Below are 23,056 nucleotides of genomic sequence, written 5' to 3' on the forward strand. Positions count from 1 at the left end.
CTCCACGCCGTGTGCCCCAATGTTGGGGGAAATGCCCCGCGAAGCCGGGCTTTGAGGCTGTGACGCAAGCAGCGTGCCGCCTGCCATCGCGCCTGCGGCAAGGGCCCGAGGCAGACGTGCACGGCTGTTGCATGGGGTCTGTTGCGCAAGCCTGCCCACGCACCGGAGGACTCACCATGCAGCGCAACAACCCTCGCCAACGCGGCTTCACCCTGCTCGAACTGTTGGTGGTGCTGGTGGTGCTCGGCCTGTTGGCCGGCATCGTCGCGCCCAAGTACTTCGCCCAACTGGGCCGTTCCGAGGCCAAGGTGGCGCGGGCACAGATCGAAGGCCTGGGCAAGGCCCTGGACCTCTACCGCCTGGAGGTCGGCCACTACCCCAGCAGCGAGCAGGGCCTGCAGGCACTGGTGGCTGCCCCCAGCGGCGAGGCACGCTGGTCTGGCCCCTACCTGCAAAAGGCCGTGCCCCAGGACCCCTGGGGGCGGCCATACATCTACAAGCAGCCTGGCGAGAGCGGCGGCGAATACGACCTGTTGTCGATGGGCAAGGACGGCCAGCCCGGCGGCGACGGGGAAAACGCCGAGATCACCAGTTGGCAATGAGGAGCCCGACCATGCGCTACCAGCTCAAGGCCCTGGGCAGCCAGGGCGTGGTGCAACTGCAGGTGGACGCCGAGGACATCGAGCAGGCCCGCCGCCAGGCCGAGGACCAGGGCCTGCGCGTGCTCAGCGTGCGCAGCCGCGGCCTGGCCTGGCGGCGCCGCGCCGCGGCGTTCGACCTGGTGCTGTTCAGCCAGGAGCTGAGCACCCTGCTCAGCGCCGGCCTGCCGCTGATCGACGCCCTCGAAAGCCTGGCCGAAAAGGCGCCTGACGGCACCGCGCGCAAGACCCTCGAGCAACTGGTGCGCCAACTCTACGAGGGCCGCTCGCTGTCCCAGGCCCTGGCCCTGCAAGCGCAGGTGTTCCCCGCCCTGTACGTGGCCCTGGTGCAGTCCAGCGAGCGCACCGGCGCGCTGGGCGACGCCCTGGGCCGCTATATCGGCTACCGGCAACGGCTCGACCTGGTGCGCCAGAAGCTGATCGGCGCGTCGGTCTACCCCTTGCTGCTGTTGCTGGTCGGCGGCGGCGTGGTGCTGTTCCTGCTGGGCTACGTGGTGCCACGTTTCAGCCTGGTGTTCGAGGGCATGGGCAGCGAGCTGCCGTGGCTGTCCCAAGTGCTGATGCAAATCGGTCTGTTCCTGCATGCCCAGCAGGTGCCGCTGGGCCTGGGCAGCCTGGCCGCTATCGGTGCCCTGGTCGCTCTTCGCCGCCACCACGCGGTACAGCGCTGGAGCAACCGCCAGTTGCGGCGCCTGCCGGCCTTGCACCAACGCCTGGTGATGTACGAGCTGGCGCGGTTCTACCGCTCGCTGGGGATCCTCCTGCAGGGCGGCATTCCCATCCTCACCGCCTTGGGCATGGCCCGCGGCCTGCTCGGCAGCGCCGGCGCCGAAAGCCTCGGACAGGCCAGCCGGCGGGTCGCCGAAGGCTTGGCGCTGTCGGATGCACTGGAAGCCGCGCAACTGGTGACACCGGTGTCGCTGCGCCTGCTGCGCGCCGGCGAGCAGTCGGGCAACCTGGGGGAAATGCTCGAGCGCTGCGCCGACTTCCACGACCAGGAGATCGGGCGCTGGGTGGAATGGTTCGTCAAACTGTTCGAGCCGTTGCTGATGACCTTCATCGGCCTGCTGATCGGCCTGATCGTGATCCTGATGTACATGCCGATCTTTGAACTGGCGTCGAGCATCCATTGAACAACGGTAGCAACTGGCCATGCGCTTGGCTTAGCATGGTACGTTTTGCCGCCGAGAGCGCCTGCCCGTGTCGCTGAGCCTGCCGACCCTGATCCTGGTCGCCGTTTTCATCTTCGCCCTGATGGGCATCCTCACCCTGCATGCCTGGCGGCGCTGCGCCAGCGACCCGAGCCTGGGCTACCTGGGGGCGATGCTGCTGACCTCGGGGCTGGGGGTGGGCCTGATCGCCCTGCGTGGCCTGGGCATCGACTATCTGGCATTGGTGCTGGGCAATATCGTCCTGCTGACCGGTGCCGGCCTGGGCTGGACCGCCATGCGCGTGTTCGGCGGACGCCGCCCGCACTGGCCGCTGCTGCTGGCCGGCGCGCTGTTCTGGTGGCTGTTCAGCCTGTGGCCAGGTTTTCACGCCGACCTCGGCCTGCGGGTGAAGCTATATTCGCTGCTCACCCTGGGCTGTACCCTGTTGTGCCTGCGCGAGCTGTGGCGACCGCGGGTGCGCCTGCAGGTGTCCTACACCCCGGCGCTGATCCTGACCGCCCTGCACGCCTCGATCTACCTGCTGCGCGCGCTGATCGACGATGGCCTGGCGCTGGACCAGGCGATCAACAACGGCGGCCCGCGCCCGGCGTTCTTTGCCTTGATCCTGTTCGAGTCGATGCTGTTCGCCATCGGCATTTCCTACATCACCCTGGCGATGGTCCGCGAACGCGCCGAAATCCAGCTGCGCGCCGCGGCCTACAGCGACCCGCTGACCGGCATCGACAACCGTCGGGCGTTCATGGAGCGCGGCGGGCAACTACTGCTCGAGTGCGCCGCGCGGCGCGAGCCGGTGGCCTTGCTACTGTGCGACCTGGACCATTTCAAGCGGATCAACGACCAGTTCGGCCACCCGATGGGCGACCAGGTGCTGCTGGCGTTCGCCAGCGAGACCAGCCGGCACTTGCGTCGTGGCGATCTGTTCGCGCGCATTGGCGGCGAAGAGTTCGCCTGCCTGCTGCGCGGCGTCGACGAAGCCGCCGCCGAGGTGGTGGCGCAACGTATCTGTACCGGGTTCGCCGGCATGCCACTGCTGGAGCCCGGCATGCTCGGAGTCAGCATCGGCATCGTCAGTCGTCCGGCGGGGGAATGCGAGCTGTCGCGGTTGCTGTCGATGGGCGACCACGCCTTGTATGCGGCCAAGCAACAAGGCCGCGGCCGGGTATTGCAGTACGGTGTCGCCTGATAACGCCCCACGGGCTCAGTAGTCGAACCGCTCCACCGCCCGGCGCCGCTCGTTGTCGTCGCGTCGGTCATACCCGGCGGTGGTCTGGATATTGGCGTGGTGCGCCAGCTTCTGTGCGATCGACAGGTCGTGCTCCTCGATCACCCGGGTGATGAACGCCCGGCGAAAGTCATGGGGCATGATCTTCGCCCCTACCTGCGCCCCGCGCTGGCGGGCAATGTAGTAGATGGCATGCTTGGTGATACGCGCCCGGGTGATATGGCTGCCGCGGCGGATACGGTTGAACAGGAAGCTGTCGTCGCGCTCGCCCGCCGGCAGTTGCTGGCGACGCAGGTCGAGCCAGGCCTGCAGCTTTTCGAAAGCCCAGGCCGGAGCATATTTGATCAGTTGCCGATTGCCCTTGGCCAGCACCTGGATACTGCGCTCCTGAAAATCCACCTGGGCCAGGTCCACGTCCACCGACTCCGACTTGCGCATGCCGGTGCCATACAGCAGCGCCAGGATCGCCGCATCGCGCACGCCCTGCGGTCGCGGGTCGGCCGCGCAGACGTCCATCAGCTCGCGGATCAGGCTGCGTCGCAGGTTGCGGCCCGCTGGCAGGCGGCTGCCACTGGCCGGCTTGATCTCGCGGATTTTCAGCAGTTGCTCATGCTCGATCAGGCCTTGGCGCCAGGCCTCGTTCATCACCCCGCGCACGGCATTGACGTACAGCGACGAGGTGTTGGGGGCATAGCCATCGGCGCGCAAGGCCGCCACCAGCGCGATCACATGGCCTGGCTCGAGGTGATGCCAGGGCACCTCGACGATGTCGCAGTCGACGAACCCCAGGCGATCGGCGGCATCCTGGAGGATATAGCGCATGGTCAACTGGCTGGATGGCGCCAGGCGGGCAAGGTATTGCAACAGCGGGTTACGCAGAAGCTCGGTCACAACGGGATCCTGTAGCGAGGCGACCTGGCCAGGTTGAGCCGAGGTCGCGCAAAGCGAGTCCAATTGACAACCGTCAATGTCAAAAGGACTACAAATACCTAGAGTCATAATGACTCGATAAAGTGCCATCACCCTGATATGCAAGGGCTTTGCCGGTGGCACGGTTCGTGATGGTACCCCATTCACCCTTTCTGATCGAACCAAGGTCCCGCCATGCTCGTCCAGCCCGTTACCGCTCGTCCGCGCCAGGCACTCTGGGCACTGGGTTTTCGCCCATTCTTCCTCGGCGGCAGTCTGTTCGCCCTGCTCGCCCTGCTGCTGTGGGCCGGGGTACTGGCCGGCGCGCTGCAACCCGAGCCGCCCGGCGGCATGCTGGCCTGGCATCGCCACGAGATGCTGTTCGGCTTCGCCGCCGCCATCATCGCCGGCTTCCTGCTGACCGCGGTGCAGAACTGGAGCGGCATCCCCGGCCTCAGCGGCCGGCCGCTGCAAGGGTTGTTCCTGCTCTGGCTGCTGGGCCGGGCCAGCTGGTTCCTGCCCTTGCCGGCCTGGCTGGTGCTGCTGATCGAGGGTGCCTTCCTGCCCCTGGTGGCCGTGGCCCTGGCCCGTCCGATCATCCAGCGGCGCCTGCGCAACAATTACCCGATCGTCGTCCTGGTACTGCTGATCGCCGCCTGCCAGTGGCTGACCCTGGCCGGTTGGCTGAACCACAACGAGCAGTGGCAACGCCGCGGCGTGCTCGCCGGGTTGTGGCTGGTGGCGGCGATGATGAGCATGCTGGGCGGCCGGGTGATCCCGTTCTTCACCCGGCGTGGCCTGGGCAACATGAGCCCGACGCCGGCCCGGCCCTGGTTGGACCGCGCCTGCCTGGTCGGCAGCGTGGCGCTGCCGCTCAGTTATGTGCTCGGCCTCGGCGACCGGCCACACCCGGCGCTGGCCCTGTTGTTCGCTGCGCTGGCGCTGCTGCATGGCACGCGCCTGGTGCTATGGCATGACCGCGGCCTGTGGCGGGTGCCGCTGCTGTGGTCGCTGCACCTGGCCTACGCCTGGCTGGTCCCGGCCTGCCTGGGCCTGGCCTTGTGGCATGCCGGAGTGGCGATCAACCCGAGCCTGGCGGCCCATGCCCTGACCGTGGGCGCCATGACCGGACTGATCGTGGCAATGATGGCGCGGGTCAGCCTGGGCCACACCGGGCGCCCCTTGCAGGTGCCGCGCAGCATTGTCTGGGCGTTTGCGCTGATCCAGCTGGCGGCATTGGCGCGGGTGCTGGTGGCACCGTTCACGCCGGTGGGGTTGGGGTTGTCGGTGCTGTTCGGCAGTGGCGCGTTGCTGCTGTTCCTGTGGCATTACCTGCCGATCCTGGCCCGGCCACGGGTGGATGGCATGCCGGGTTGAACCCGAGTAGCGCAATCTGCCGGAGCCGTTGTAGGAGCCAGCCTTGCTGGCGAAGCAGGCAGCGCCAAGGCCATGGTCTACAGTTGCACAAACTCCCCCGGCAACGAGGCAGCATGGCTTTTCTTCGACTCACCCGCACCCATCCGCGCCTGAGCTTCGCCACCCTGGCCGGCCTGCTCGGCGGCTGGCTGATCCCCGCCGACGATACCGTGCAGCGCATCCTCGCCGGCTGGAACCTCGGCGTCTGGCTCTACCTGCTGATGGTGCTGTGGCTGAGCCTGCGCGCCAGCGCCGGGCAAGTGCGCAAGGTTGCCCGCCTGGAGGACGAGAACGCCGGCCTGGTGTTGATCACCGTGTGTGTCTCGGCCATCGCCAGCCTCGCCGCGGTCACCTTGCAACTGGTCTCCAGCCGTGGCCTGGAGGGCAGCGCCCTGGCCCTGCACTACCTGTACACCGGGCTGACGGTGGCAGGCTCATGGCTACTGATCGGCTGCATCTTCAGCTTGCACTATGCCCGGCTGTTCTACACCGGCGAGCGCCACGAGCCGCCGCTGCGCTTCGCCGACGGCGAACGCAACCCCGACTACTGGGACTTCCACTACTTCTCGTTCACCATCAGCGTCGCGGTGCAAACCTCCGATATCGGCGTCGCCGGCCGGGCCATGCGCCGGGTGGTGCTGGCGCATTCACTGGTAGGTTTCGTGTTCAACACGGCAATCCTTGGTTTCACCATCAACATCGCCGCCGGTCTGCTCAACTAGTGCGCGCTGGGCGCACGCAGCAATGCGCCGGCACACCACCTCCAATGCCTCGACCGCCAGTACCAACCCCAGCCGTACATGCCCCGCCGCGCTTGGGCCAAAGGCATCGCCGGGCAGCAGCGCCACGCCCTCCTCGTCCAGCAGGCGCTGGGCGAAGGCCTGGGCGCCGAGCCCGGTGCCACGGATATCGAGCATCACGAACATGCCGCCAGCCGGTCGATGGGCGTACACCCCTGGGCAATCTTCAAGCAAGGCGCACACGCGGTCACGTCGCTGCCAATACGCCTGGCGCATCTGCCGCACCTGCGGCCCTGCCTGCGCCAGGGCCACGCAGGCCGCCTGCATGACGAACTCCGGCAGGCCGAACAACATGGCCATCACCAGGTTGCCCAGGTGCTCAGCCAGCGCGGGTGGGCCAATCACCCAGCCAACCCGCCAACCGCTCATGGCGTGGGACTTGGACAAGCTGTCGATGACCACGCAGCGCTCGGCCATGCCTGGCAGGCTCAGCGGGTCAGGCGCCTCGCCATCGTGCAGCAAACCCCGATAGACCTCGTCGCATACTAGCCACAGGTCATGGGCCTGGCACAGCTCGGCCAATTGCCCGAGCGTCGCGGCATCGATGGCCGAGCCGGTGGGATTGTGCGGACTGTTGAGCAGCAACCCGCGGGTACGCGGCGTGATGGCCCGCGCCACGGCCTGCGGATCCAGGCGAAAGCCGGTTTGCGCCGTCATCGACACCTGCACCGGCCGAGCGCCACAGGCGCCAAGCACGGCGTGGTAGGTCACGTACATGGGCTCGACGACGACCACTTCGTCACCGGCCTCGAACAGGCACTGGCAGGTGGCATACAGGGCACATTGGGCCCCGGCGGTCACCACCACCTGCCGCGGGTCCAGCCCCAGGCCTCTGTGCCGCACGATAGCCTGGCGCAAGGCCAGGCTGCCGCGCACATCGCTGTAGTGCGTATCCCCCCGACGCAGGCTGGCCACCGCAGCCTCGACCACCGGGGCCGGGGTGTCGAAATCCGGGTCGCCCACCGACAGCAGGAATACCTCGCGCCCCTGCTCGCGCAGGGCCAGGGCCTGGTAGTGGATATCCCAGGCCGCGGCGGCTTCGCCCGCGATCCGTTGGGTGAGCGTGGAATATCGCATGGCTGCCTCCCTGTCTGCCCACTCGGCACCGCTGGTCCGAAAAGCGCTGCAGGTAACCTTAGCAGAGCGACACCCCTTGCCCGCCCTCGGCCCTGGAGGAAAACGTTTGCCCTGGCCAATGGCCGCCAACTGGTCGGCGTGACAAGACTGTGACAGCCGTCATGCATTAGTACATTTGCCATATTTTCCAGGGAACACTGCCATGGCAGGTGCTATGTTTAGGTTCCCATGGCCAGGATGGCCACACTGGCATCACTGCGCACTCACCGCGTTCAGGACACGAACAAGGAGGCTGGCATGAACAAGATGACGTTCCCCAACGCCTGCCAGGTGATGCGTTGGCATTTCCATCCGCTGGGCTTCGAAGCCAGCATGGACGCGCCACGCAGCATGGTCGCCCGGCTGTTCGACCGGGCCACTGGCGAAACCCTGCTGGCAGTAGCCGGCATTCCCTGCGCCACGGTCATGCCCGCGGCCGATGTCGAGCGGATCATCGAGGCGGTCGAAGCCGAGATGGACACCTTCGACCTGCTCGCCAGCCCGCTGCGCAGCGCGATTTAGCCCGCCTGCTGCTGGCGCGCGCGCAGCGCCTGCAACCCCGTCATGAACTGCTCGGCCGGCACTGGCTGACCGAGCAGGTAACCCTGTAGCGAATCGCAGCCCAAGCGGGTCAGGAAGTCTTGCTGGCGGTCGGTTTCCACCCCTTCGGCGACAATCCGCAAGCCCAATGCCTGGCCCAGGGCGACGATGGCCGAGACGATCGCCGCATCATCGCTGTCCTGCTCCAGGTCGCGGACGAAACCACGGTCGATCTTCAACTCGTTGGCTGGCAGGCGCTTGAGGTACATCAGGCTGGAATAACCGGTGCCGAAGTCGTCGATGGACAGGTCCACGCCCATGTCCGACAAACGCTGCAGCACATGCAGGCTGGCATCGGCGTCGCGCATGGCGGTGGTCTCGGTGATCTCCAGGGTCAGGTGGTTGGCTGGCAGGCCGTTGGCGGCCAACGCGGCGGCGACGCTGTCGACCAGCCCGACATGACAGAACTGGATAGCCGAGAGGTTGACCGCGATGCGCCAGTCATCATGCCCCTGGTCCATCCACTGGCGCATCTGCCGGCACGCCTCGCCCAGCACCCATTCGCCGATAGGGATGATCAGGCCGGTTTTCTCGGCCAGGCCGATGAAGCGGTCCGGCAGCATCAGCCCATGTTGCGGGTGCTCCCAGCGCAGCAGCGCCTCGGCGCCGATGGGCTGGCGCTGCACGGCGTCGAACTTCGGCTGGTAGTGCAGGCGGAACTGGTTTTGCTCCAGCGCCGTGCGCAGGTCCTGCAGCAATTGCAGCTGCTGGCGCGCGTTGCTGTTCATCGAGACGTCGAAGAAGCTGTAGCCGTTCTTGCCGGCGTTCTTGGCGTGGTACATCGCCGCGTCGGCGTTGCGCAGCAGTTCATGCTGGTCCAGGCCGTTGCCCGGGTACAACACGATGCCGAGGCTGGCCGACAGTTGCAGGTCGTGTTCGGCCACGCGAAACGGCCTGGCCATCAGGTTGACCTGCTTGACCGCGACATTCATGGCGTCGTCCGGCTCGTCCAGTTCCACCAGCAGCACGAATTCGTCGCCGCCGATCCGCGCCAGGGTGTCCTGGCTGTGCAGGTGGCCACGCAGGCGTGCCGCCACAGCCTTGAGCAACTGGTCGCCAACATGGTGGCCAAAGGCATCGTTGACCGGTTTGAAGCCGTCCAGGTCGATGAACATCAAGGCAAAGCAGCCACCCTGCTCCGCCACCCGGCCAATGGCCTGCTCGATACGATCGGCCAGCAGCGTGCGGTTGGGCAGCCCGGTCAGGGTGTCATGCAGGGCCAGTTGGGTCAGTTCCTGGTTGGCCAGGGTCAGCGAGCGGGCCAGCTCGGCAGTCCGCGCCTCCAGGCGCGCGTCCAGCACCGAGGTCAGCAAGGCCACTGCCAGCACTGCCAGGGTGGTGATCAGCACCAGGTAGTCCAGGCCATCGCCGGCCAGGCCCGTGGCCAGGGCGCCACAGAAACTGCCCTCGGGGAAATTGGCCGCCGCCATGCCGGTGTAGTGCATGCCGACGATGGCGATACCCATCACCACCGCCGCCACCCCACGGATCTGCCGCACATACGGCGTGTGCTGGCGCAGGCGGAAGGCGATCCACAGCGCGGCGGCCGAGGCCCCCACCGCGATGCCCAGCGAGGCACCGAACAGGGTCGGGTCGTAGTCGATGCCCGGCTGCATGCGCAGCGCCGCCATGCCCATGTAGTGCATGCAGGCGATGCCGGTGCCCATGATCAACGCGCCGAACGCCAGCTGCAGCCACGGCAGTTTCGGCTGGCTCACCAACCACAGGGCGAAACCCGACGAGGCCACCGCGATCAGCAGCGAAAACGCGGTGAGCGCCGCGTCGTAGCCCAGCTCGATGGGCAGGCTGAAGGCGAGCATGCCGATGAAGTGCATCGACCAGATACCGATCCCCATGGCGAACGCCCCACCGCCCATCCACAGGTACACCGCCCGGCCCTTGGCCGTGGCGATGCGTCCGGTGAGGTCCAGGGCGGTGTAAGAGGCAAGAATGGCCACGCACAGCGAGATCAGCACCAGCGAGGAGGAATAACTACCAATCAGCATGCGTACTTCCAGGAGCAGGCCAAGGGAGGCCCGGAAAAGCCGATAATTGTACTCAAGCTTTAGCGAAACGCACGGGGTTTTCACTGCCCTGGATGGATCCAATGTACGGCTGCAAGCGTTGGCGGCCTTGAGGTAGAGCCGTTTCGCGGGACAATAAAGGCATATTGCCACTTATCGATTGATGTCCCTGAGCTCAGGTGCATGCCGCAATCCACCACCCCAAGCGAAGCGACTCCCGCTAGACTAAGCAGGCCAACACTCGAATACAGACCTTCAGGAGCTCGCGATGGCCACCCTGCCCGGGCGCATCCCCTTGCTCGTCATCACGCTGCTTGCCATGGCCGTGGTCACGGGCTGTTCCAGCAAGCACAGCAACAACCGTTACGCCGCCCAAGGTGCCAAGTGCTACGCCAAGGCCCTGCCCAGCAGCGGCGAAGGTGGCCTGGCGTTCGGCCCGACCTTGGCCATGGCCAGCAAGAAGTCGCTGGACAGCTGCGTGCGCTACGCCAGCCGTTCGGGCGGTACGCCACGCACCTGCCAGGTGGTGCTGGCCAAGTGCAAGGGCTGAGCTAGCCGAGCGCCTCCGCGATCAGCCCGGCGATCTCTTTTGCCCTGGACGCCAAGGAGGCATGGCTGGCGTCCAGGGTGATCATGTACGACGGTCGGCCTGCTATTCATCAAGGATGAGCCTCAGTGAGTGATGGTGCGCGTGGCAAGAGCATAGGCCAGCCCTCCAAGGGCATTAGAACAAGGACATTGGCGCCGGCCTTGGCTACTTACCGGGCCGACTCGGCTTGCTGGCGTTGCCAGCGCCGCAGGTTCTGCTCCACCAGTTGCCCCGGCAGCGGCCCGGCGACCAGCTCGGCCACCTTGCGGGCCAGCTGTTCGCGCAGCGCCGGCACATTGCAACCAGACTTGCGCGACAGCGCCAGGTACAGACCCTCGCTGGAAATCGGCGGGTCGAGGATGTCCAGCGCCTGGTCCTTGTCCAGGGTACGGGCCAGCGCCAGCCCGGGGTAACGCTCGAACAGCACGTAGTCGCTGCGCCCCAGCAGCAGCTTCTGGAACGCCTGGGAGGCGCTCGGTACGGCTTCCAGGTTCAACTGTGCCCGCGCATAGTCGTCGAAAGCCTGGCCATGGCTGTTGTTGACCAAGGTCCCGCCACGCCGGCCCTTGAGGTCGGACCAGTCGTGGTAGGTGAAGCCTTCGCCCTTGCGTACCCAAGCCACGCTGGAGGTGTACAGGAACGGCGGGCTGATGAAGTCGGTCACCAGCGCCCGCGCATTGGTGCGAAAATACCCGGCCAGCAGGTCGACGCGGCCCGTGTTGACCTCTTCCTGCGCCCGCGACCAGGGCCCCACGTACACGACATCCACCACCAGCCCGAGCGCCTTGGCAACATGCTGGAGCAGGTCGGCGTTGGCGCCGATCAGTTGCTGGGGATTTTGCGGGTCACGCCAGAGGTACGGGGGGTATTCCGGGTTGCCGGTGGCGCTGAGCTGCCGGCAGTCATCCGCGGCCAGCGCGGCCTTGGGCAGCCAGGCCAGGGCGAGCACCAGCAGCGCAGGCAGGGCCAGACGACGTCCGCTCATGATGGTCCTCGCACGGTGAAATCACGCCACTGATAACGTGGCTTTACACAGTGTGCACGAGAAATGGCCGATCGCCACGTTTTGTCTGCGCGCGATGGTGCGGTACAGCGTCACGTGCCGGGCGCCCACAGGTTTAAGGCAGATCGCAGACGGCGTAGGAGCCGGCTTGCCGGCGAACACCGGCGCTGCCGGTGCCAACCTGCGCGGCGCCTGCTTCGCCAGCAAGCTGGCGCCTACGGGTCATTGTTCGGCCAGCGCCGCCTGGCTGTCCCAGCCGCCACCCAGCGCCGCGATCAACTGCACGCTCGCCACCAGCCGCCCCTGCAGCAACGTCAGCACGCTACGCTCGTTGCTCAAGGCCGTGGTCTGCACATTCACTACATCCAGGTAGCCGATCAACCCGGCCTTGTACTGGTTCTCGGTCAGGCGCAACGACTCGCGCGCCGCCTCCAGCGCTTCCTGGCGCACCACCGCCTCATCGCCGTACACCTTCAACTGCACCAGGTAGTTCTCGACCTCCTTGAAGCCATCCAGCACGGTCTGGCGGTACTGCGCCACGGTCTGGTCATACACCGCCACGGTGCGGTCCACCTCGGCGCTGCGCTTGCCGGCATCGAACAGGTTCAGCGCCAGTTGCGGACCGACCGACCAGTAGCGGTTGGGCAGCTCGATCCAGTTCTTGAAGCTGCTGCTGGAATAACCGCCACTCATGCTCAGCGACAGGTCAGGGAAGTACGCGGCGCGCGACACGCCGATATTCGAGTTGGCCGCCATCACCTTGCGCTCGGCGGAGGCGATGTCGGGGCGGCGCTCCAGCAACTGCGACGGCAGCGTCACGGGAATCTGTGGCAACGCCGGGATGTCGTTGCTCGCAGCCAGGGCGAAATCGGCTGGCGCCTTGCCCATCAGCACGGCAATGGCGTTTTCGTACTGCGCGCGCTGCCAGGCCAGGTCGATCAGGTCGGCCTGGGTGGTCTTGAGCTGGGTGCGCGCCTGGGCCACGGCGTCCGGCCCGGCCACGCCGGCGCGGTACTGGTTCTGGTTCATTTTCAGCGACCGTTCGTAGGCCGCCACGGTGGCCTCGAGCAGGCGTTTCTGTTCGTCGATCACCCGCAATTGCAGGTAATTCTGCACCAGCTCCGACTGCTGGCTGAGGCGGATCGCCGCCATGTCGGCCAGGCTGGCTTCGGCGCTGGCCTCATTGGCATTGAGGGTGTCGCGCAGCTTGCCCCACAGGTCGATCTCCCAACTGACGCCGAGCTGGGCGTTGTAGGTGTTGCGAATACCGCTGCTGTTGTTGGACAGGCTGGAACTGGAACTGCCGGTGCCCTGCGCCGAGCGGTTCTTGCTAGTGGTCAGGTCCAGCGAGGGGAACAGCGCCGAACGGCTACTGCGCACCAGGGCCTGGGCCTGGCGGTATTGCGCCTCGTACTGGGCCACGGTCTGGTTGCTGCGATTCAGTTCCTCGATCAGGCCGTTGAGCTGCGCATCGCCGTAGATTTCCCACCAGGCGCCGCGGGCGATGGCGTCCGAGGGGTTGGCCTGGGTCCAGCCTTCGGCCTGCTTGAACTGCGCCGGGGTGCTCAGTTCTGGCCGCTGGTAGTCCGGGCTCAGGGTACAGGCACTGAGCATCGCCACGCACAAGCCGGCGCCGAGCAGGCGCGAGCCACGCCCCTGGGTCAGCAGCTTGAGGGCGCGGTGGATGCGGGTATGGGCAAAGTTCATAGCGGGGTATCCAGGGCAGCGTCGGTGCGCACGCCGCGCCAACGGTTGAAACGGTGGCGCAGGCGGTCGAGGTACAGGTAGACCACCGGCGTTGTGTAGAGGGTCAGGAGCTGGCTGAACACCAGCCCGCCGATGATGGTCAGGCCCAGCGGCTGGCGCATTTCGGCGCCTTCGGCGCGGCTGAGCAGCAGCGGCAGCGCGCCGAGGATGGCCGCCAGGGTGGTCATCAGGATCGGTCGCAGACGCAGCAGGCAGGCGCGCCGGATCGACTCTTCCGGCGACAGGCCATCATGACGCTCCAGTTGCAGGGCCAGGTCGATCATCAGGATGGCGTTCTTCTTCACCACGCCGATCAGCAGGAACAGCCCCAGCAGCGAGATCAAGCTGAACTCGCCGCCGGTCAGGTACAACGCCAGCAAGGCGCCGACCCCGGCCGACGGCAGTGTCGAGAGGATGGTCAACGGGTGGATGTAGCTCTCGTAGAGGATGCCCAGCACCAGGTACACCAGCAGCAGCGCGCCAAGGATCATCAGCGGCTGCCCTTCGGCGGTCTTGCTGAAGGCATCAGCGGTGCCGCCGAGCTTGGCGATCACCGACTCGGGCAGGCCCAGCTTGGCCACCGCGCGCTCCAGCGCCGCCATGGCCTGGTCGGGGCTGTAGCCTTCGGCGACGTCGAAGGCGATGTCCTCGGAGGCGAACTGGTCTTCATGGCTGACCCGGTCGTTGGCCAGCGAGTTCTCGTAGCGGGCAAAGGTCGACAGCGGCACACGGGCGCCATCGGCGGTGATCACCTGCACCTGCTCCAGGGTACTGGGGTCCCAGGCATGCTTGGGATTGATCTCCAGTACCACCTGGTACTGGTTGAGGCTGTCGTAGATGGTCGAGATCTGCCGCTGGCTGTAGGCGTTGTTGAGCACCGCGGTGACCATGGCCATGTCGATCCCAAGGCGCTTGGCCTGGTCGCGATCGACCACTAGGGTCACCTGCTGGGTGCCGGCGCCGTCATGGGCGTCGATGGCGGTCAGCTCGGGCAGCTTGCGCAGTTCGGCGGTGACTTTCGGGAACCACTCGCGCAGTGCGGCCAGGTCGCCACTCTGCAAGGTATAGAAGTACTGCGAGGTGCTCTGGTCGCGGCCGCCGCCACCCAGCTGCAGGTCCTGGTCGGCCATCAAATACAGGCGCCCGCCCGGCACCTTGGGCATTTCCTTGCGCAGGCGTTCTATCACCTTCTGCGCGTTCTCCTTGCGTTCGGCGATGGGTTTCAGGCGCACCAGCATGAAGGCATTGTTGGTGCCACTGTTGCCGCCGATGAAACCAGCGACGCTCTGCACCGCCGGATCCTTGAGCAGTGCCCGGCGGTAGATCTCCATTTTCGGCTGCATCACGGTGAACGACAGGCCATCGTCGCCGCGGATGAAGCCTTGCAGCTGGCCGGTGTCCTGCTGCGGCATCAACGTCTTTGGCACCACCACGTACAGGGCGATGTTGAGGCCGATGGTCGCCAGCAGGCTGAACAGGGTCAGGCGCCTGTGCCGCAGGGCCCAGCCCAGGCTGCGGTCATAGCCGGCGACCATGCGCTGGTGAATGCCGTCGCTCCAGCGCTGCAGGCGCGTCTGCTGCTGCGGGCCATGGACCTTCAACCAGCGTGAGCAGAGCATCGGCGTCAGGGTCAGCGACACCACCAGCGAGACGATGATCGCCGCCGCCAGGGTGATCGAGAATTCCTTGAACAAGCCGCGAACGATACCGCCCATGAACAGGATCGAGACAAACACCGCCACCAGCGAGACGTTCATCGACAACAGGGTGAAGCCGACTTCCCTGGCGCCCTTGTAGGCGGCCTGCATTGGGTTCTCGCCGTTCTCGATATGCCGGGAGATGTTCTCCAGCACGACGATGGCATCGTCCACCACCAGCCCGGTGGCGAGGATCAGCGCCATCAGCGACAGGTTGTTCAGCGAAAAGCCGCACAGGTACATGACTGCGAAGGTACCCACCAGCGACACCGGTACCGCCAGGCTGGGGATCAGCGAGGCGCGGAAATTGCCGAGGAACAGGTACACCACCAGGATCACCAGCACCACGGCAATCAGCAGGGTGTGCTCGGCTTCCTTGAGGGTGGCCTTGATCACCGGCGAACGGTCCATGGCCACGTTGAGCTTGACGCTGGCCGGCAGCAGCGATTGCAGGGCCGGCAGCTCGGCCTTGATCTGCTCGACGGTCTGGATGATGTTGGCCCCGGACTGGCGATTGACCACCAGCAGCACCGCGCTTTCATCGTTGAAGAAGCCGCTGTTGTAGCGGTTTTCCACACCGTCGCTGACCCGGGCCACGTCGGCCAGGCGCAGGATCGCGCCGTTCTGCTGGCGGATCACCACCGGCTTGTAGTCCTCGGCCTTCTCCAATTGGTCGTTGGCGCGCACCTGCCAATTGCGCTCGGCATCCTCGACGAAGCCCATGGGCCGGCGCTGGTTGGCGTTGGCCACCGCGCTGCGCACGTCGTCCAGGGCCAGGCCGTACTGGTTGAGCAACTGCGGCTCCAGCTCGATGCGCACGGCGGGCAGCGAGCTGCCGCCGATCTGCACCTCCCCTACCCCGGTGACCTGGGACAGGCTCTGCGACAGGATGGTGTCGGCCAGGTCGTACAACTGGCCCTTGGACAGCACCTCGGAGGTCAGCGACAGCACCATGATCGGTGCCTGGGATGGGTTGATCTTCTTGTAGGTGGGCATGCTGCGCATGCCGCTGGGCAACAGGTTGCGGGTGGCGTTGATCGCCGCCTGCACCTCGCGAGCGGCGCCGTCGATGTCGCGGCCCAGGTCGAAGCCGATGATCACCCGGGTCGAGCCCTGGTTGGAGCTGCTGGTCAGGGTGGTGACCCCGGCGATGCTGCCGAGCTTGCGCTCCAACGGTGTGGCCACGGTAGAAGCCATGACCTCGGGGCTGGCGCCGGGCAGGCTGGCTTGCACCACAATTACCGGGAAATCCATCTGCGGCAGTGGCGACACCGGCAACAGGCCGAAGCTCACCCCGCCCAGCAGCATGATCGCCAGGCTCAGCAGCATGGTCGCGACCGGCCGGCGAATGAAGGGTCCGGAGAGATTCATGCTTCAGCCTGCTGCCGCTCGCCAGCCGGTCGCCAACGCCGCGCCAGGCGATCGAAGTACAGGTAGATCACCGGCGTGGTGAACAGCGTCAGCACCTGGCTCACCAGCAGGCCGCCGACCATCACCAGGCCCAGCGGCTGACGCAGCTCGGCCCCCGAGCCGCTGGCGAGCATCAGCGGCACGGCGCCGAACAGCGCCGCCAGGGTGGTCATCAGGATCGGCCGGAAGCGCAGCAGCGCCGCTTGGTAAATCGCCTCACGCGGGCTCATGCCCTGGTGACGCTCTGCTTCCAGGGCGAAGTCGATCATCATGATGGCGTTCTTCTTGACGATGCCGATCAGCAGGATGATGCCGATGATGGCGATCATGCCCAGGTCGTTGCCGCTGAGCAGCAGCGCCAGCAAGGCGCCCACCGCCGCCGAAGGCAGCGTCGAGAGGATGGTCACCGGGTGGATGTAGCTCTCGTAGAGCACCCCCAGGACGATGTACATGGTCACCACGGCGGCGAGAATCAGCAGCAAGGTGCTCGACAACGAGGCCTGGAACGCCTCGGCGGCGCCCTGGAAGCGGGTCTGCACCCCCAGCGGCATGCTGATGTCCCGTTGTACCTGCTCGATCACCTGCACCGCCTCGCCCAGGGAGGCGCCGGGGGCCAGGTTGAACGACATCATCACCGAGGGGAACTGGCCGATGTGGGAAATGGCCAGCTGCGCCTGGCGCTGCTCGATGCGCGCCAGCGCCGACAGACGCACCTGGCCGCCGTCGGCGGCCTTGACGTGGATCGACTCCAGCGCAAGCGGGCCAAGGCTGGCGGCGGTCTGCGACTGCAGCACCACGCGGTACTGGCTGGCCTGGGTATAGATGGTCGAGATCTGCCGCTGGCCGAAAGCGTCGTACAAGGCGTTGGTGATCTGTGCCACGCTGATCCCCAGGCGGCTGGCCATGTCGCGGTCGATCACCAGGTACACCTGCAGGCCTTTGTCCTGCAGGTCGCTGGCCACATCCTGCAACTCGGCGCGATCCTTCAGCGCACGCGCCAGCTTGCCGCTCCACTCGGCCAGCAGGTCGGCGTCGGGGGACGACAGGCTGAACTGGTACTGGGTGCGGCTGACCCGGTCCTCGATGCTCAGGTCCTGGACCGGCTGCATGAACAGGCGGATGCCCACCAGCCGGTCGAGTTGCGGCTGCAGGCGGGCGATCACCTCGGCGGCGCTGACGTCGCGCTCGCCATGGGCCTTGAGGTTGATCAGCAGGCGGCCGCTGTTGAGGGTGGCGTTGTCGCCGTCCACGCCAATGTAGGACGACAGGCTCTGCACCGCTGGGTCTTCCAGGATGACCTTGGCCAGCGCCTGCTGGCGCTCGCTCATGGCGCTGAACGAGGTGGCCTGGGGGGCTTCGGAAATGCCCTGGATCACCCCGGTGTCCTGCACCGGGAAGAAGCCCTTGGGCACCATCAGGTACAGCACCACGGTCAGTGCCAGGGTGGCCACGGCCACCAGCAGGGTCAGCGGCTGGCGCTTGAGCACCCAGCTCAGGGCCGTGCCGTAATGCTCGATCAGCCAGTCGATCCAGGCCCCGCTGGCACGGTAGAAGCGGCCTTGCTCATGTTCCTCGGGCTCGCGCTTGAGCAGGCGCGCGCACATCATCGGCGTCAGGGTCAGCGACACCACCAGCGAAATCAGGATGGCCACCGCCAGGGTGATGGCGAACTCGCGGAACAATCGGCCGACCACGTCGGCCATGAACAGCAGCGGAATCAGTACCGCGATCAGCGAGAAGGTCAGCGAGATCAAGGTGAAGCCGATCTGCCTGGCGCCCTTGAGCGCGGCCTGCAACGGCGTCTCGCCCTCTTCTATGTGGCGGGAAATGTTCTCCAGCATGACGATGGCATCGTCCACCACGAAACCGGTGGCGATGGTCAGCGCCATCAGCGTCAGGTTGTTGATCGAGAAGCCGGCCAGGTACATCACGCCGAAAGTGCCGACCAGCGACAACGGCACGGCGATCGACGGAATGATCGTCGCCGAGACCCGGCGCAGGAACAGGAAGGTCACCATCACCACCAGGGCAATGGCGAACAGCAGCTCGTGCTGCACGTCGCGCACCGCGGCGCGGATGGTCTGGGTGCGGTCGGTGAGCACGCTGACATCGAGGCCGGCCGGCAGGTTGTCGGTGATCGACGGCAGCAGGTCCTTGATCCGGTCGACCACTTCGATGACGTTGGCCCCGGGCTGGCGCTGGATGTTCAACAGCACCGCCTCGTTGTGGTTGGCCCAGGCGGCCAGGCGCTCGTTCTCGGCGCCATCGACGATCTCGGCGACGTCTTTCAGGCGCAACGGCGCGCCATTGTTGTACTTGAGGATGAGCTCGGCGTACTCGGCCGGCGAGCGCAGCTGGTCGTTGGCGTCGAGCATCGATACCCGGGTCGGGCCGTCGAAGTTGCCCTTGGGCTGGTTGACGTTGGAGGCGCCGATCAGCGTGCGCACGTCGTCCAGGTTCAGGCCGTTGGCGGCCAGGGCATCGACATTGACCTTGATTCGCACCGCCTGGCGCTGGCCGCCAGCGATGCTGACCATGCCCACGCCGCTGATCTGGGCGATCTTCTGCGCCACGCGGGTGTCGACCAGGTCGTTGAGCTTGGGCAGCGGCATGGTTTTCGACGAGATCGCCAAGGTCAGCACCGGGGTGTCTGCCGGGTTGACCTTGTTGTACACCGGCGGCGCCGGCAGGTCGCTGGGCAGCAGGTTGCTGGCGGCGTTGATCGCCGCCTGCACCTGTTGCTCGGCGACATCCATGTTCATGTCGAGGTTGAAGCGCAGGGTCAGCACCGAGGCGCCGCCCGAGCTGGTCGAGGCCATCTGCTCCAGCCCCGGCATCTGGCCGAACTGGCGCTCCAGCGGCGCGGTCACCGCGCTGGTCATCACCTGCGGGCTGGCGCCGGGGTACAGGGTCATGACCCGGATGGTCGGGTAATCGACCTGGGGCAAGGCCGCCACCGGCAGCATCTTGTAGGCGATCAGGCCGGCCAGGACGATGGCCAGCATGCTCAGGGTGGTGGCGACCGGCCGCAGGATGAACAGGCGCGAGAGGTTCATGCGCCCGCCTTGGAGCTCGACTCACCGACCTGGGCCGAGCCCTTGGCATCCTGGCCCTGCAGGTGCTGGCCGGGGGTGGTGGGCACTTGCGAGCTGTCGTCGACCACTTCGACCTGGGTGCCTTCGCGCAGGCGGTCGGTGCCTTCGAGCACCAGGCGCTCGCCGGCGGCCAGGCCCTCGACGATCACGCTGCGCTCACCGTCGCTGGCGCCGACCTTGAGCTTGCGGATAGTGACCTTGCTGTCCTTGTCGACCACATAGGCGAAGGTGCCATCGGTGCCGAACTGGATCGCCGCGGCCGGCGCCAGCACCACCTGCTTGAGGGTGTCGGCCAGCAGGCGCACGTTGACGAACTGGTTGGGGAACAGCGCGTGGTCGCGGTTCTGGAAGGTGCCCTTGAACTTCAGGGTGCCGGTGGTGATGTCGATCTGGTTGTCGAGGCTGCCCAGCACACCGCTGGCCTGCAGCTTCTGGTCGCCGCGGTCCCAGGCCTCCACCGCCAGGCTGGCGCCACTGCGGTAGCGGGCCAGTACGGTGTCGAGCTGGGTTTCCGGAAGGGTGAAGGCGACGCTGATCGGTTCGGTCTGAGTGATCACCACCAGCGCGGTGGTGTCGTTGGCTGCCACCAGGTTGCCCAGGTCGAGCTGGCGCAGGCCGACGCGACCGCTGATGGGCGCGCGGATCTGGGTGAAATCGAGGTTCAGGCGGGCATCGTTGACCTGCGCCTGGTTGGTCTTGACCAGCCCGAGGAACTGCCCCACCTGCGCCTCGGCGGTGTCGAGGGTCTGCTTGGCGATGCTGTCCTCGGCGTACAGGCCTTTATAGCGGGCCAGGTCGACCTGGGCGTTCTTCAGCTGCGCCTGGTTCTGCGCCAGGGTGCCCTCGGCCTGTTGCAGGGCGATGCGGTACGGGCGCGGGTCGATTTCGGCGAGCAGGTCGCCGGCCTTGACCTGCTGGCCTTCCTTGAAGTGGATCTTGACCAGCTCGCCCGCCACCCGGCTGCGCACATTGACCGTGCTGGTCGCGGTGACGGTGCCCAAGGCCTTGTAGTACAGCGGGAAGTCGCCCACCCGCACCGGCTCGACGCGCACCGGCACCGGGTCGGCGGAGGCGCCGAAGCCCGGCCGCCCACCCTTGCCCGGCCGCCCGCTCGCCTCCTTGTGGGTCGGGGTTGCAGGCCACAGCCACCAGGCCAGCAAGGCCACCAGCAGCAGGATCAGCAGGCCGAACAGCCAGCGACGGGGGGAACGGGAGTTGGAGACATGCATGGGTCGAACGAACCTTGTTCAGAGAAAGACGGCGTGAAGAGCGTGAACGATAAGCACTGGCATCGTTTTAGCAAAGGGGCTTTACCAGTGCTTTACCTTTGGCTGACGTTGGCAAAAGCGGCAATTTTAAATGAAAACGGCCTGGAGCAGGGTCCAGGCCGTAACCGCGTGTAACCAGGCCCGCGGGCAAGCGCGCGGCCACAGGGTGGCGCGACTTACTTCAGCACTGCCAGCGCCGCCTCGTAGTTCGGCTCGTCGGCGATTTCGCCCACCAGCTCGGCGTGCAGCACCTTGTCCTGCTCGTCCAGCACCACAACCGCACGGGCGGCCAGGCCGGCCAGCGGGCCATCGGCGATGGCCACGCCGTAGTTGTGCAGGAACTCGACACCGCGCAGGGTCGACAGGTTCTTCACGTTCTCCAGGCCTTCGGCGCCACAGAAACGTGCCTGGGCGAACGGCAGGTCGGCGGAGATGCACAGCACCACGGTGTTGGCGAGGTCATTGGCCTGGGCGTTGAACTTGCGTACCGAGGTAGCGCAGGTCGGGGTGTCGACGCTTGGGAAGATGTTCAGCACCTTGCGCTTGCCGGCGAAGTCTTTCAGCGATTTGTCGGACAGGTCGCCGGCAACCAGGGAGAAGGCTGGCGCCTGGGCACCGGCCTTGGGCAGCTCGCCTTTGACCTGTACCGGGTTGCCTTTGAGAGTCACTTGAGCCATGGCGGAAATCCTTATGCGGGTTTGGAAATAGACCCCGAGTTAAGCATGAAGCCGCGCAAGTGCCTATAAGCAAAGATGAAATTGTTGTATTGCCAGACAATTATCGTGGCCAAAAAAATGCCCAGATGGCGACAAGCCACCTGGGCATTTCGCTGTCAGCGCGGTATCAGGCCAGCAGGCCGTACACCACCGAGGTCAGGGCCACCAGGCCAACGACCACCACGAACAGGTTGGACAGCGCGCCGCTGTACTGGCGCATCGAGGGTACGCGGCGAATGGCGTACATCGGCATCAGGAACAGCAGCACGGCGATGATCGGCCCGCCGAGGGACTCGATCATGCCCAGGATGCTTGGGTTGAGGGTGGCGACGATCCAGCACACCACCAGCATCAGCGCGGCGACCACACGATCCAGGGCCTTGGCGCCCGGGCGCATGCCGGCCTTGGTAATCATGCCCTTGAGGCCTTCGCTGGCACCGATGTAGTGGCCCAGGAACGACTTGGCGATGGCGATGAAGGCGATCAACGGCGCGGCGAAGGCAATGGCCGGTTGCTCGAAGTGGTTGGCCAGGTACGACAGGATCGACAGGTTCTGTGCCTTGGCCTCGGCCAGTTGGGCGCTGTCGAGGGTCAGCACGCAGCTGAACACGAAGAACAGCACCATCAGCACCATCAGCAGGTGGGCGCGACGCAGGATCTGGCCGCTGCGCTCATCGGCATGCTCGCCGTAGCGGCGCTTCTGGTCGACGGCAAAGGCCGAGATGATCGGCGAGTGGTTGAACGAGAACACCATCACCGGGATCGCCAGCCACACGGTATGCAGGAAGGCCGACCCCGACGGCACCTGGGTGGCGGTGTCGAGGATGCCACCGGTCCAGTGCGGCACCAGGTACAGCGCCAGCAGCGCCAGGGCGACGATGAACGGATAGACCAGCAGGCTCATGACCTTGACCGTGGCCTGCTCGCCGCAGCGCACGATACCCAGCAAGCCGAGGATCAGCAGGAACGACAGGATCGCCCGCGGCGGTGGCGCCATGTGCAACTGGTGCTCCATGAAGCTGCTGACGGTGTTGGTCAGGGCCACGCTGTAGATCAGCAGGATGGGGAAGATGGCGAAGAAGTACAGCACGGTGATCAAGGCACCGGCAGTGATGCCGAAGTGCTCCTCGACCACGTCGGTGATGTCGCCGCCCTTGCTCCCGGAGAGCACGAAGCGGGTCAGCCCGCGGTGGGCGAAATAGGTCATCGGGAAGGCCAGCGCGGCGAGCACCAGCAACGGCCAGAAGCCGCCGAGGCCGGCATTGATCGGCAGGAACAGGGTCCCGGCGCCGATGGCCGTGCCGAACAGGCCCAGCATCCAGGTGGTGTCTTGACGCGACCAGCTGCCGAGGGTGGCGGGGGTCGATTCTACAAAGCGTTGTTCAACGCTTGGGGCCTGCTCATTCATTCCGGGTGAAGCTCCACTCGCAAGACTGCAACAGGCTGAGAATGGCGAAATAGACGTTTCGCCCAACTCAACCGGGGAAGAGAGGCGCGATTGTGCATGCAAAGGTTGCACTTGGGGAAGCCCCGCCCGAGGGACGGTTGCACTTGTCTTTACAAGAAAGGAAAACCCGGACAGCCTCGTTCGCCGGCAAGCCGGCTCCTACGGGA

The 23,056-nt window shown here is 66.1% G+C and carries 17 protein-coding genes and 1 pseudogene; 7 read left to right on the forward strand and 11 right to left on the reverse strand.

All coding sequences use genetic code 11. The annotated features are described in order from the left end of the window. Positions 1-176: 176 nt before the first annotated feature. From gspG to ACODS5_RS05335, 3 genes are all read left to right on the forward strand, one after another. Positions 177-602 carry a type II secretion system major pseudopilin GspG gene (gene gspG / locus ACODS5_RS05325; protein ID WP_134689750.1) on the forward strand — a complete coding sequence of 142 codons (426 nt, stop codon included), beginning with the start codon at positions 177-179 and terminating at the stop codon, positions 600-602. Positions 603-613: 11 nt separating this feature from the next. Further along, positions 614-1,792: a type II secretion system F family protein gene (locus ACODS5_RS05330; RefSeq protein WP_134689751.1), complete on the forward strand. Its 1,179-nt coding sequence runs from the start codon at positions 614-616 to the stop codon at positions 1,790-1,792. A gap of 67 nt (positions 1,793-1,859) precedes the next feature. Further along, entirely contained in the window at positions 1,860-3,014 is a 1,155-nt protein-coding gene (locus ACODS5_RS05335) for a GGDEF domain-containing protein (RefSeq protein ID WP_489108143.1), read from the forward strand. A gap of 15 nt (positions 3,015-3,029) precedes the next feature. On the opposite strand, the gene ACODS5_RS05340 is transcribed toward ACODS5_RS05335, so the two are convergent. Continuing rightward, positions 3,030-3,875, reverse strand: coding sequence for a site-specific integrase (locus ACODS5_RS05340; RefSeq protein ID WP_372239475.1), 846 nt, complete (start codon positions 3,873-3,875; stop codon positions 3,030-3,032). A gap of 282 nt (positions 3,876-4,157) precedes the next feature. Here ACODS5_RS05340 and ACODS5_RS05345 point away from each other — a divergent pair, with 282 nt between their 5' ends. Both ACODS5_RS05345 and ACODS5_RS05350 read left to right on the forward strand, forming a co-directional pair. Next, a complete protein-coding gene (locus ACODS5_RS05345; RefSeq protein ID WP_489108144.1) occupies positions 4,158-5,339 on the forward strand; it encodes an NnrS family protein in 1,182 nt (393 codons plus the stop codon). Between the two features lie 113 nt (positions 5,340-5,452). Further along, entirely contained in the window at positions 5,453-6,100 is a 648-nt protein-coding gene (locus tag ACODS5_RS05350) for a DUF1345 domain-containing protein (protein ID WP_134689754.1), read from the forward strand. Here ACODS5_RS05350 and ACODS5_RS05355 read toward each other — a convergent pair. Continuing rightward, the gene (locus ACODS5_RS05355) at positions 6,026-7,255 is read right to left on the reverse strand and encodes a pyridoxal phosphate-dependent aminotransferase (RefSeq protein WP_489108145.1); all 1,230 of its coding nucleotides are present in this window, start codon (positions 7,253-7,255) and stop codon (positions 6,026-6,028) included. The genes ACODS5_RS05350 and ACODS5_RS05355 overlap by 75 nt on opposite strands. Before the next feature lie 297 nt (positions 7,256-7,552). Between ACODS5_RS05355 and ACODS5_RS05360 the strand changes: the two genes are divergently transcribed. Beyond that, the gene (locus ACODS5_RS05360; RefSeq protein ID WP_134689756.1) at positions 7,553-7,816 is read left to right on the forward strand and encodes a DUF1652 domain-containing protein; all 264 of its coding nucleotides are present in this window, start codon (positions 7,553-7,555) and stop codon (positions 7,814-7,816) included. Here the strand turns inward: ACODS5_RS05360 and ACODS5_RS05365 are convergent. Further along, positions 7,813-9,900, reverse strand: a complete 2,088-nt coding sequence (locus ACODS5_RS05365; protein WP_489108146.1) for a putative bifunctional diguanylate cyclase/phosphodiesterase — start codon at positions 9,898-9,900, stop codon at positions 7,813-7,815. The two genes, ACODS5_RS05360 and ACODS5_RS05365, sit on opposite strands and share 4 nt — an antisense overlap. Before the next feature lie 286 nt (positions 9,901-10,186). Here ACODS5_RS05365 and ACODS5_RS05370 point away from each other — a divergent pair, with 286 nt between their 5' ends. Beyond that, on the forward strand, positions 10,187-10,468 hold the full coding sequence (locus ACODS5_RS05370) for a hypothetical protein (protein WP_134689758.1): 282 nt from the start codon (positions 10,187-10,189) through the stop codon (positions 10,466-10,468). A gap of 1 nt (position 10,469) precedes the next feature. On the opposite strand, the pseudogene ACODS5_RS05375 reads toward ACODS5_RS05370, so the two are convergent. The 8 genes and pseudogenes from ACODS5_RS05375 to ACODS5_RS05410 all read right to left on the reverse strand — a co-directional run. Then, a pseudogene (locus ACODS5_RS05375) lies at positions 10,470-10,562 on the reverse strand (alpha/beta hydrolase); the annotation flags it as partial. Between the two features lie 114 nt (positions 10,563-10,676). Further along, positions 10,677-11,492, reverse strand: coding sequence for a substrate-binding periplasmic protein (locus ACODS5_RS05380; protein WP_489108147.1), 816 nt, complete (start codon positions 11,490-11,492; stop codon positions 10,677-10,679). Positions 11,493-11,732: 240 nt separating this feature from the next. Then, positions 11,733-13,217, reverse strand: a complete 1,485-nt coding sequence (locus ACODS5_RS05385; protein ID WP_134689760.1) for an efflux transporter outer membrane subunit — start codon at positions 13,215-13,217, stop codon at positions 11,733-11,735. Further along, positions 13,214-16,324, reverse strand: a complete 3,111-nt coding sequence (locus ACODS5_RS05390) for a multidrug efflux RND transporter permease subunit (RefSeq protein ID WP_134689761.1) — start codon at positions 16,322-16,324, stop codon at positions 13,214-13,216. Before ACODS5_RS05390 ends, ACODS5_RS05385 begins: the two co-directional genes overlap by 4 nt. Next, positions 16,321-19,419: an MdtB/MuxB family multidrug efflux RND transporter permease subunit gene (locus tag ACODS5_RS05395; RefSeq protein WP_489108148.1), complete on the reverse strand. Its 3,099-nt coding sequence runs from the start codon at positions 19,417-19,419 to the stop codon at positions 16,321-16,323. The genes ACODS5_RS05390 and ACODS5_RS05395 overlap by 4 nt, the downstream gene beginning before the upstream one ends. Then, positions 19,416-20,687, reverse strand: coding sequence for an MdtA/MuxA family multidrug efflux RND transporter periplasmic adaptor subunit (locus ACODS5_RS05400; RefSeq protein WP_489108149.1), 1,272 nt, complete (start codon positions 20,685-20,687; stop codon positions 19,416-19,418). Before ACODS5_RS05400 ends, ACODS5_RS05395 begins: the two co-directional genes overlap by 4 nt. Positions 20,688-20,902: 215 nt before the next feature. Beyond that, positions 20,903-21,403 (reverse strand): thiol peroxidase, encoded by a 501-nt coding sequence (gene tpx / locus ACODS5_RS05405; RefSeq protein WP_489108150.1) that lies wholly within the window; start codon positions 21,401-21,403, stop codon positions 20,903-20,905. A gap of 166 nt (positions 21,404-21,569) precedes the next feature. Continuing rightward, positions 21,570-22,850, reverse strand: a complete 1,281-nt coding sequence (locus ACODS5_RS05410) for a serine/threonine transporter (RefSeq protein WP_134689765.1) — start codon at positions 22,848-22,850, stop codon at positions 21,570-21,572. Positions 22,851-23,056: the final 206 nt, after the last annotated feature.

The organism is Pseudomonas sp. FG47 (assembly GCF_057809115.1).